Raw genomic sequence first — 11,065 nt, 5'->3', positions numbered from 1 at the left:
GCCCGCGTCGTCGACGGCCGGCACCGCATCCGCACCGGCTGCCGTGGCGCCGGTGTCGCCCGCCGACGCACCCTCGCTGTTCAAGGGCTCCTGAGCGCCCGTGGCAAACGCCCGCGCCCCTGAAACCCCGGCCGCCGTGCCGTCCGTGCGGCGGCGTCTCGCCGCGCTGCTCTACGAGGGCGTGCTGCTGTTCGGCGTGGTGTTCTTCGCCGGGCTCGCGTTCAGCCTCGCGACGCAACAACGCAACGGCCTCGTCCATCACAACCTGCTCGCCGCCTGGATCGCGCTCGTGGTCGGCGCGTACTTCGTCTGGTTCTGGACCCACGGCGGCCAGACGCTGCCGATGAAGACCTGGCGGCTGCGGCTCGAATCGTCGAGCGGCCGGCCGCTGAGCGCAGGCCACGCGCTCGTGCGCTACGCACTCGGCTGGCTGTGGTTCCTGCCGCCGCTCGCGCTGCATCCGCTCCTTGGCCTGCCGGTACCCGTCACGCTCGCGCTCACCGCCGCGTGGATCGTCGTATGGGCCGGCGCCGCCCGGCTCCATGCCGGCCGCCAGTTTCCGCACGACCGGATCGCACGCACGCGCGTCGTCGCGATACCACGCTGACGCACTATATTCGCCTGACGAAAACACCTCGCCGAGGCGACGCCCGCCCGGCCGGACAGCCTTGCCGGACAACGGTCAGCCGTTCCGTACGCCAGGTTACACAACGCCCCGTCATTCACTGCTAAACACCCTACAGCGGTCGTAATAAGAACGTCTCGTGACTGTCACGGCACAGTCATGCCCGCATGGCGGAATGCCGGTAATGTCAACCGGCGCGAGTCATGCATGGGCCAGAAAACGTCCGCGACCTCCCTGTTCCGTCACCCCATCGGCGCCCGCGCCGCCACCGCCTTCCTGTCCGGTTCTGCCGCAACCGACGGGCTGGTGTCGCATGAACCGCCAGCCGGGCACACCGCGCAGCATGACGACCCCGACTCGTCTGCCCATCGCTACCGCACGATCTGGCTGTCCGACATCCACCTCGGCTCGAGCGGTTGCCAGGCGCCGTACCTGCTCGACTTCCTGCGCCACAACGATTCGGAGTACCTGTACCTCGTCGGCGACATCATCGACGGCTGGCAGTTGAAGAAGGGCTGGTACTGGCCGCAGGCGCACAACGATGTCGTGCAGAAGATCCTGCGCAAGGCACGCAAGGGGACGCAGGTCGTCTACATCCCCGGCAACCACGACGAAGGGGCGCGGCAGTTCTGCGACCTCGCGTTCGGCGACATCCAGGTGCGCGGCGAGGCGTTCCACACGACGCTCGCGGGCAAACGTTTGTGGATCGTGCACGGCGACCTGTTCGACGGCGTGATCCAGCACGCGAAGTGGCTCGCGTATCTCGGCGACACGCTCTACACGCTGATCCTCGTGTTGAACCGCTGGTTCAACCGGATCCGCAGCCGGCTCGGCTTCCAGTACTGGTCGCTGTCGCAGTACCTGAAGCACCAGGTCAAGAACGCCGTCAACTTCATCTCGCAGTTCGAGACCGTGATGACCGACGAGGCGCGCCGCCGCGGCTGCGACGGCGTCGTGTGCGGCCACATCCACAAGGCGGAGATCCGCGACATCGACGGCGTGCTGTACTGCAACGACGGCGACTGGGTCGAAAGCCTGTCCGCGCTCGTCGAAACGATGGAAGGCGAACTGAAGATCGTCTACTGGACGGTGATGCGCACCGAACCGTCGGAGACCACGTCGCGCAAGGCCAAGGCCACTGCCTGACACACCCCTACTTACAGGACAAAGCCGCGATGAAGATCATGATCGTCACCGATGCGTGGGAACCGCAGGTCAACGGCGTCGTGCGCACGCTGAAGAGCACGTCGCGCGAACTCACCGCGCTCGGCCACCGCGTCGAGATGCTGACGCCGCTGGAATTCCGCACGGTGCCCTGCCCGACGTACCCCGAGATCCGCCTGTCGATCCTGCCGTACCGCAAGCTGCGCGCGCGGATCGACGCGTTCGCGCCCGACGCGCTGCACATCGCGACCGAAGGCCCGCTCGGCCTCGCCGCGCGACGTTACGCGCGCACGCACAAGCTGCCGTACACCACCGCGTACCACACGCGCTTTCCCGAGTACGTGCAGGCGCGCTTCGGCGTCCCGCTCGCCGCGACCTACCGCTTCCTGCACTGGTTCCACGGCCCGTCGCTCGCCGTGATGGCGCCGACGCCGATCGTCAAGCAGGATCTCGAGAAATTCGGCTTCACGAACGTCGTGCTGTGGACCCGCGGCGTCGACCTCGACGTGTTCCGGCCGATGGAGTCGAAAGTGCTCAATACCGCGCGGCCGATCTTCCTGTACGTGGGCCGCGTCGCGATCGAGAAGAACGTCGAAGCGTTCCTGCGCCTGGACCTGCCCGGCTCGAAGTGGGTCGCGGGCGAAGGTCCCGCGCTCGCGGAGTTGAAGTCGCGCTATCCGGAGGCGAACTATCTCGGCGTGCTGTCACAGGCCGAGCTCGCGAAGGTGTATGCTGCGGCCGACGTGTTCGTGTTCCCGAGTCGCACCGACACGTTCGGCCTCGTGCTGCTCGAGGCGCTCGCCTGCGGCACGCCGGTTGCTGCGTATCCCGTGACGGGCCCGATCGACGTGCTCGGCGAAGGCGACGCCGGCGCGATGCACGAGGACCTGCAGGAAGCCTGTCTCGAGGCGCTGAAGATCGAACGCACGACTGCGCGCGCGTGGGCCGAACGGTTCTCGTGGCGCGCGGCATCCGAGCAGTTCGCGTCGCATCTCAAGCCGCTGCCGAAGACCGCGTACTCGCCAGCAGAAGGTGCCGCCGTTTGAAACGAGACCTGAACGACAAGACCCCGCCCCCCGACGCAACGCCGCAACGGCACCGCCCGTTCGACGAGGAAGAGCCGCATGCCGATGCGGACGTGCACGCGCACGAGCCGCTCGGCCCCGACGATCAGTTGTCGCCGCTTCCGCCGAACCCGTACAAGCGCCATCGCGGCATCACGCGCGCGTGGTACGCCCTCAAGCATTCGCTGAACGGCTTTCGCGTCGCGATCCGCGAGGAGAGCGCGTTTCGCCAGGAACTCACGCTCGCCGCGCTGATGCTCCCGATCGGCGCGTTCGCGCCGGTGCCCGCCGCATCGCGCGCACTGCTGATCGCATCGGTGCTGCTCGTGCTGATCGTCGAGCTGCTGAACTCGAGCGTCGAGGCCGCGATCGACCGCATCTCGCTCGAGCGCCACGAACTCTCCAAGCGCGCGAAAGACCTCGGCAGCGCAGCCGTGACGGTCGCGTTGTTCGCATGCGTGACGACGTGGGGCTTCGTGCTCGGACCGGTCGTCGCACGCTGGCTCGGCTTCTAGACGCTGGCCCCGCGGGGGCCCCCGGCGCACTGCCCGCATGCGGCGCTGCACCATGCGCCGCGCGGGGGCTATGAATACGAAATGCCCCGATGTGGCGAAACCCCGGTTTATAATCGTCCGCTAGACATAGAACAGCAACCCGCGCCGGACGAATCACGCAGCATCGATTGCAGCGCCCGCCAGTCCGGCACACACAGGGCCGGACGACATGGAAGCGAAACCTCCCCGCCGCACCCGCGAACGGATTCTCGAGTTGTCGTTGAAACTCTTCAACGAGATCGGCGAGCCGAACGTCACGACCACGACGATCGCCGAGGAAATGGAAATCAGTCCAGGCAACCTGTACTACCATTTCCGCAACAAGGACGACATCATCAACAGCATCTTCGCGCAGTTCGAGCAGCAGATCGAACGGCGGCTGCGCTTTCCCGAAGATCATCGTCCGACGATCGACGAAACCTGGTCGTACCTGCAGTACATGGCCGATTTCATGTGGACCTACCGGTTCCTGTATCGCGACCTCAACGACCTGCTCGCCCGCAACCGCACGCTCGAGACGCACTTCAAGCAGATCATCAGCCACAAGGTGCGCTTCGCGCGCGACATGTGCGAGCTGCTCGTGTCCGACGCCGAGATGGTCGCGACGCCCGCCGAGATCGAGGTCATCGCCACCAACATGGCCGTCATTTCGACGTACTGGCTGTCGTATCAATACGTGATGCATCCGCGCAAGTACAACGACCAGGACGCGATCCGCGAGGAACTGCACCAGGTCAGCATGCACGTGATCTCCGTGATGGCGCCGTACCTGCGCGGCCGTTCGCGCCAGCTGTTCGACGACCTGGTTTCCGGCAAGCTGCCGAAGCGCCAGTTCACCGACTACCTGCCGCCGCGCGACGGTTCGCCGCGCCCCGCCGGCAGCCCGGTCGCCGTTGGGCAGGCTCCCGCCAAGGATTCCAAGCAATGAAGGCAGTTTGTGTTTACTGCGGCTCGTCGTCCGGCGTGCGGCCCGTCTATGCCGACGCCGCGCGCGCATTCGGCCGCGCGCTCGTCGACGCGGGCCTCACGCTCGTCTACGGCGGCGGCCGGGTCGGCCTGATGGGCGTGATCGCCGACGAAGTGATGGCGGTCGGCGGCCGGGCGGTCGGCGTGATCCCCGAACTGCTCGTCGACAAGGAAGTCGGCCATACGGGCCTGTCGGAACTGCACGTCGTGCCCGACATGCACCATCGCAAGAAAATGATGGCCGACCTCTCCGACGCGTTCGTCGCGATGCCCGGCGGCGCCGGCACGCTCGAGGAGCTCTTCGAGGTCTACACGTGGGCGCAGCTCGGCTATCACCGCAAGCCCGTCGCGCTCTACAACATCGATTCGTTCTACGATCCGCTGATCGCGCTGCTACGCCACACGGTCGACGAGGGCTTCATGCGTCCGGCCTATTTCGACGCGTTGTGCGTCGAATCGGAACCCGTCGAACTGATCGAGCGACTCCGTCGCTACCAGCCGCCCGTCCACGACAAGTGGGCGCCCGACGCGGCCAAGTAACCGTCACCGGAACCCGCACGCGATGACCGCACCGTCCGACCGCAAGGCCGTCCTCATCACCGGCGCGAGCCGCGGCATCGGCCGCGCGACCGCCGTGCTCGCGGCCGAGCGCGGCTGGGACGTCGGCATCAACTACGCGCGCGACGCGGCGGCGGCCGAACTCACCGCACAGGCCGTCCGCGACGCGGGCGGCCGTGCGTGCATCGTCGCGGGCGACGTCACTAACGAAACCGACGTCGTCGCGATGTTCGACACCGTCACGGCCGCTTTCGGCCGATTCGACGCGCTCGTCAATAACGCGGGCATCGTCGCGCCGTCGATGCCGCTCGCCGACATGCCGGCCGACCGGCTGCGGCGGATGTTCGACACCAACGTGCTCGGCGCGTACCTGTGCGCGCGCGAAGCCGCACGCCGGCTGTCCACCGACCGCGGCGGCCGCGGCGGCGCGATCGTCAACGTATCGTCGATCGCCTCCCGGCTCGGCTCGCCGAACGAATACGTCGATTATGCGGGGTCGAAAGGCGCGGTCGACTCGTTGACGATCGGCCTGGCGAAGGAACTCGGCCCGCACGGCGTGCGCGTCAACGCGGTACGCCCCGGCCTGATCGAAACCGAAATTCACGCGAGCGGCGGCCAGCCTGGCCGTGCCGCCCGTCTCGGCGCAACGACGCCGCTCGGCCGTGCAGGCGAAGCGCAGGAGATCGCCGAAGCGATCGTCTGGCTGCTCGGCGATGCGGCGTCCTACACGACGGGCGCCCTGCTCGACGTCGGCGGCGGCCGGTAATTCCCCACTGCGGTGCATCAAAAGCCGCCGCCCACAACAACCCGTCGTCACGACACCACAAATCTCCACAATTCCGTGACACGAACGGTAAACCACCGTAACAATTCCGTGGTCTACTAGCGGGCATTCAGACAGGTGTCATAAACACTCGTCCGTTACGCCTTGATGCGACCCCAATCGGTCCTGCCCATGTCGCCGGACCGGCTCGACTCGACCCGAGATCTTTTCCATGCCTGGAACCGCAGCGCCCAGCCGGCGACGCACGACTGTGCCCGCTCCGGCCCAGCACACCCGCTCGACCGCCGACGCCGACCTCACTGCAACGCTCGACGCTGCCGGCACGCCCGTCGCCGCCTCGACTGCCGCAACCAGCACCACGCGCGACCGCACGCGCCTGCTCGGCTGGCGCGCGTGGCTGTTCGTCGCCGCGCTGATCTGTGCGTATACGCTGCCTGGCGTACTCGGTCACGATCCGTGGAAGCAGGACGAAACCTACACGTTCGGCATCATCCAGCACATGCTCGAGACCGGCGATTTCGTCGTGCCGACCAATGCCGGCTTGCCGTTCATGGAAAAGCCGCCGCTCTACGCGTGGGTCGCGACCAGCCTCGCATGGCTGCTGCAGCGCGTGATGCCGCTGCACGACGCGGCGCGGCTCGCGAGCGCGCTGTTCACCGCGCTTGCGTTCGGCTTCATCGCGCGCGCGGCGCGCGTCACCAGCCGCGCGGACTCCTGGTTCGACCTGCGCGTGATCGGTCCCGTCGTGTTGAGCGCGGGCACGCTCGTCGTCATCAAGCATATGCACGACATGATGACCGACGTCGCGCTGTTCGCCGGTACGGCGATCGGCTTCTGCGGGCTGATCGAACTCGTGATGCAGCACGTCGCGCGTGCGCAGCAGATGCGGCACGGGCTGCAGGTCCGGCCGTCGGGCCGCTGGGCGGCGCTGCTCTTCGGCGCGGGCGTCGGCATCGCGCTGATGACGAAGGGGCTGTTCGTGCCGCTCGTGTTCGCGGCCACGCTCGTCGGCACGCTGGTGCTCTATCCGGCCTGCCGCACCCGCTCGTTCGCGCGCTCGCTCGGCGTCGCCGCGCTCGTGTTCGCGCCATTCGCGCTCGTCTGGCCGACCGCGCTGTTCCTGCGCTCCGAGACGCTGTTCATGACGTGGTTCTGGGATAACAACGTCGGCCGCTTCTTCGGTTTCTCCGTCCCCGAACTGGGCGCGGAAAACGACAAGCCGTTCTTCATCCTGCGCGCGTTCCTGCTCGTCGGCTTCCCGGTCGCGCCGCTCGCGATCGTCGCGCTCGCGCGCGGTGCGTGGCGCGACTGGCGCACGCCGCGCATCGCGCTGCCCGTGATGTTCGTGGCCGTCGGGCTCACCGTGCTGCAAGTATCCGCGACGTCGCGCCAGCTCTACATCCTGCCGTTCTTCGCCCCGCTCGCGCTGGTCGCCGCGCAGGCCGTCGAACGCCTGCCGCGCCGGCTGCATCTCGCGTGGGATTACCTGAGCCGCATCCTGTTCGGCACGGTCGCCGCGCTCGCGTGGGCAGTCTGGGCGGTGATGGCCGATCCGGCCGCGTCGCGTGCGGATCTCGCACTGCTCGGCCGCTGGCTGCCGCTCGACTGGACGATGCCGATCGAACCCGCGCTCGTGATCGGTGCGCTCGCGCTGACGGTCGGCTGGCTGACGCTGCTGCCGAAGCTGCGCACGACGGGCCTCTGGCGCGGCGCACTGTCGTGGGGCGCCGGCGCACTCGTCGCATGGGGGCTCATTTACACGCTGCTGCTGCCGTGGCTCGACGTCGCGAAGAGCTATCGCTCGGTGTTCGACGACCTGAATGCGCATCTCGCGCTCGAATGGAACGACGGCGACTGCATGGCGAGCCTGCACGGGCTCGGCGAATCGGAAGCGCCGATGCTGTACTACTTCTCCGGCATCCAGCACACGCCGATCGCCGACGCGAAGACGACGCGCTGCACCTGGATGATCGTCCAGGGCGTACGGGCCGTCGATCCGGCGCCCGGCAGCGAATGGAAACTGTTCTGGACGGGCGCGCGCCCGGGCGACAACGAAGAACTGCTGCGCGTGTACGTGCGCACGCCTGAACAGCACCTGCAGTAATACGGGAGCACGACGCACCGTCGTGCCTGCCCGCGTGCCTGGCGTGGAGCAATGAGTTCCATCGCCTGAGCAGCGCCCCCCCACCGGGCCATCCGCGCCGCCGTACGGCGCTCCCGGCTGACACGGTGCCCGCGATGCTGCGGGCCCGCCCCTTCCCGCGTCACGCCAAGGCCCGGATCTTCAGAACGACGAACCAGGCTCGCGAAGAAACGCCGTCTCCTCGTCGCTCGACGTACGACCAAGAATCGCGTTCCGGTGCGGAAAGCGGCCGAAGCGCTCTACGACGGCCGCATGCAGCAACGCGAAGCGGTGATAGCTCTCGCAACCCGCCTCGTCGCGGATGCCCGCGCACAGGCGCACGGCCTCGCGCTGGCTGTCGACCGACTCGTCGTGCTCGAATGGCAAATACGCAAACGCGCGGTGATGCCCGCTCGGCAACTGCACGTCCCAGCCGGCCGCGACGACGCGGCGCGCGAGCGCAAGCGCCTTCGGATCGGCGGCAAACGCGCGCGGCGTGCCGCGATGGATGTTGCGCGAGAACTGGTCGAGCACGACGATCAACGCAAGCGCCCCCGACGGCGAGCCCGCCCAGTGATCGCATGCGCCGTCGCACGCGGCGTCGAGCAATGCGCCGTAACGCGTGCGCAGCACGTCGTCGAACGCCGCGCCGCCGTTGAACCAGACCTTGCGGTCCTGCCCGAATTCGGCCGAGCCCGGCTCGCCGAACCAGAAATCCAGAATCTCCCGCGCTTGCGGATCGAGCGCCGCCGCGCCCGCGTGGGTGGTGTCAATCGTCATGCAAACTCCAGTACGAGGCGCCGGGTGCGCGCGCTCTTCTTTTCCAGTTTCGCGACCCGCAGCTCGCCGATTTCGGCCGTGTTGCGCACATGCGTGCCGCCGCACGGCTGCAGGTCGACCTGCTCGATGCGCAGCAGCCGCACGCGGCCGAGGCCCATCGGCGGCTTCACGCTCATCGTGCGCACGAGGTCCGGCCGCGCGGCCATCTCGTCGTCGGTGATCCATTCGGTCGTGACCGGGTGCGCGCCGACCACCAGGCCGGCGAGGCGTTGCTCGACATCGTCGCGGTCGATCGCGTCGGACGTCGCGAAATCGAGGCGCACGTAGTCGGCCGTCACGCTGCAGCCGTCGACCGCGTACGGCAGCACCGCGCACATCAGGTGCGCGGCCGTATGCAGGCGCATGTGGCGGTAGCGGCGTAGCCAGTCGATCTCCGCGACCACGCGCGTGCCGGCTGCGAGCGCCGCGACGCGCGCCTCCTGCCCCGGTGCGGGCACGTGCACGGCATCATCGGGCGTCGCGCCGTCGAACCTGGCCTTGCGCGTATCGGCAATCGCGATCGTGCTGCCGTCGGACAGCGTCAGCGTGCCGGTGTCGCCGGCCTGGCCGCCGCCGAGCGGATAGAACACGGTTCGGTCGAGCCGGATGCCGTCGTCGCCGACGGCCAGGACGACCGCGTCGCATTGCGTGAGGTACGCGTCTTCGCGAAACAGCGCTTGTGTCGTCATCGGGCGAGCCTCGTATCGATTGGGGGGAAGCGGCCAGTGTCGCGCCGTGCGGTGCGCGCGCCCAGACGCAGATCGTCCCGTGCGCGTGCGGCGGCGTACCGGTCGATCAACCGGGCCGGTTGCGCATCCAGTCGGCCGTGTCGTAGAACGAATGCATGAGCCGCTCGCGCAGCGGCTCGGGCAGCCCGATGTCGTCCATCGCCCACGCCATGCAGCGCAGCCACTGGTCGCGCTCGACCGACGCGATCGGGAACGGCAGGTGCCGCGCGCGCAGCCGCGGATGGCCGAACCGGCTGATGTAGTGGTCGGGGCCGCCGAGCCACCCGCACAGGAACCAGAACAGCTTGTCGCGCGAACCGTCGAGCGACGCCGGATGAACCGCGCGAATCTGCGCGAACTCGGGTTCGAGGTCCATCAGGTCGTAAAAGCGGTCCACCATTTCGCGCACGCGGGCTTCGCCGCCCACGAGCTCGAACGCCGTCGGCTGCGACGGCGCATCATCATTCACATCGGTCATACGGATAGTCGGAAAACGGGATCTTCGGGGCCGCCGGCGACGCTCATGCGTCGCGCAGCGACTGCAGCGCGGGGCGCCGCAACACATTATGCAGGCTCAGCCAGCCGGCTGCACCGGCGCACACGACACCCGCCGTGATGCCGGCCGGCACGAGCCACGGATCGACGGCGAGCTGGAAGTCGAACACGCGCGACGCGAGCACCCAGCCAACCGCGATCGCGCCCGCCGACGCCAGCGCACCGGCCAGCGCGCCGACCACGACGAACTCCGCGCGCTGCACCGTATTGACCTGCGCGCGCGACGCGCCGAGCGCACGCAACAGCGCGGCCTCGCGCACGCGCTCGTCGCGCGTGCCGGCAAGCGCCGTGTACAGCACGAGCACGCCGGCCGCGAGCGTGAACGCGAACAGGAACTGCACCGCACCGACCACCTGCAGCATCATCCGCTGCAACTGCGCGAGGATCGGCGCGACGTCGATCGCGGTCAGGTTCGGGTAGCGCGCAATCAGCGGATCGAGCAGCACGGCGTCAGACGCCGGCAAATGGAAGCTCGTCAGGTACACGGCCGGGAAATCCTTCAGCACCGGCGGCGGCATCAGCACGAAGAAATTGACGCGGAACGAACCCCAGTCGAGCTTGCGCACGCTCGTGATCGGCGCGTCGACCGTTAGCCCCGTCACGTCGAAGCGCAGCATGTCGCCCGGCTTCACGCTCAGCGTCTTCGCAAGGCCGGCCTCGATCGAAATCTGCGGCGTGGCGGCGGTGCCGAACCAGTCGCCTTCGACGATCCGGTTGTCGGACGGCAGCTCGGTCGTATATGACAGGTTGAACTCGCGGTCGACGAGCCGGCGCGCCTCGTCGGACGGGTACGCGTCCGGATTCACCGGTTTGCCGTTGATCGCGACGAGGCGGCCGCGCACCATCGGCGCGGGCACCGCGTCGCGCACGCCGTGCGCGGTCAGGTAGGCCGCAACGTCGGCGCGCTGGTCGGGCTGGATGTCGATCAGGAACTGGTTCGGCGCATCGGGCGGCGTCGACTGCCGCCAGCCCGCGACGAGGTCGTTGCGCGTGATCGCGATCAGCAGCAGGCACATCAGGCCGAGCGCGAGTGCGGTGATCTGCAGCGCACTGGCCGTGCCTCGCCGGTGCAGCGACGCGAGCGCGTAGCGCCAGCCGACGCCCGCGGCCACGCGCGCGTTGCGCA

At 68.3% G+C, this 11,065-nt stretch carries 12 protein-coding genes; 8 read left to right on the top strand and 4 right to left on the bottom strand.

The features are described 5' to 3' along the window. The first annotated feature begins 100 nt into the window (after positions 1–100). From G3O06_RS43765 to G3O06_RS43730, 8 genes are all read left to right on the top strand, one after another. Entirely contained in the window at positions 101–607 is a 507-nt protein-coding gene (locus G3O06_RS43765; protein ID WP_174915870.1) for an RDD family protein, read from the top strand. 225 nt (positions 608–832) lie between these two features. Next, positions 833–1,771, top strand: a complete 939-nt coding sequence (locus tag G3O06_RS43760; RefSeq protein ID WP_174915869.1) for a UDP-2,3-diacylglucosamine diphosphatase — start codon at positions 833–835, stop codon at positions 1,769–1,771. 29 nt (positions 1,772–1,800) lie between these two features. Continuing rightward, positions 1,801–2,835, top strand: a complete 1,035-nt coding sequence (locus tag G3O06_RS43755; protein ID WP_205819801.1) for a glycosyltransferase family 1 protein — start codon at positions 1,801–1,803, stop codon at positions 2,833–2,835. Next, on the top strand, positions 2,832–3,368 hold the full coding sequence (locus tag G3O06_RS43750; RefSeq protein WP_174915867.1) for a diacylglycerol kinase: 537 nt from the start codon (positions 2,832–2,834) through the stop codon (positions 3,366–3,368). Before G3O06_RS43755 ends, G3O06_RS43750 begins: the two co-directional genes overlap by 4 nt. A 208-nt stretch (positions 3,369–3,576) precedes the next feature. Continuing rightward, entirely contained in the window at positions 3,577–4,335 is a 759-nt protein-coding gene (locus G3O06_RS43745; RefSeq protein WP_174915866.1) for a TetR/AcrR family transcriptional regulator, read from the top strand. Then, on the top strand, positions 4,332–4,913 hold the full coding sequence (locus G3O06_RS43740) for a TIGR00730 family Rossman fold protein (protein WP_166960709.1): 582 nt from the start codon (positions 4,332–4,334) through the stop codon (positions 4,911–4,913). Before G3O06_RS43745 ends, G3O06_RS43740 begins: the two co-directional genes overlap by 4 nt. 22 nt (positions 4,914–4,935) lie before the next feature. Continuing rightward, positions 4,936–5,697, top strand: coding sequence for an SDR family oxidoreductase (locus G3O06_RS43735; RefSeq protein WP_174915865.1), 762 nt, complete (start codon positions 4,936–4,938; stop codon positions 5,695–5,697). Positions 5,698–5,926: 229 nt separating this feature from the next. Continuing rightward, positions 5,927–7,819, top strand: a complete 1,893-nt coding sequence (locus tag G3O06_RS43730; RefSeq protein ID WP_205819800.1) for a glycosyl transferase — start codon at positions 5,927–5,929, stop codon at positions 7,817–7,819. Between the two features lie 180 nt (positions 7,820–7,999). Here the strand turns inward: G3O06_RS43730 and G3O06_RS43725 are convergent, their stop codons facing one another. The 4 genes from G3O06_RS43725 to G3O06_RS43710 all read right to left on the bottom strand — a co-directional run. Beyond that, positions 8,000–8,617 carry a DUF924 family protein gene (locus G3O06_RS43725; RefSeq protein WP_205819799.1) on the bottom strand — a complete coding sequence of 206 codons (618 nt, stop codon included), beginning with the start codon at positions 8,615–8,617 and terminating at the stop codon, positions 8,000–8,002. Then, positions 8,614–9,345: an alanyl-tRNA editing protein gene (locus G3O06_RS43720; protein ID WP_205819798.1), complete on the bottom strand. Its 732-nt coding sequence runs from the start codon at positions 9,343–9,345 to the stop codon at positions 8,614–8,616. The genes G3O06_RS43725 and G3O06_RS43720 overlap by 4 nt, the downstream gene beginning before the upstream one ends. A gap of 106 nt (positions 9,346–9,451) precedes the next feature. Then, entirely contained in the window at positions 9,452–9,862 is a 411-nt protein-coding gene (locus G3O06_RS43715) for a group II truncated hemoglobin (protein ID WP_174915861.1), read from the bottom strand. Between the two features lie 43 nt (positions 9,863–9,905). Next, on the bottom strand, positions 9,906–11,065 hold a 1,160-nt coding region (locus G3O06_RS43710), incomplete at its 5' end, for an FtsX-like permease family protein (protein WP_241020543.1).

The sequence above is a fragment of the Burkholderia sp. Ac-20345 genome (assembly GCF_017104825.1).
In the GTDB taxonomy this organism is placed as follows: Bacteria; Pseudomonadota; Gammaproteobacteria; order Burkholderiales; family Burkholderiaceae; genus Burkholderia; species Burkholderia lata_B.
This window is presented reverse-complemented; position numbering and strand designations above follow the sequence as displayed.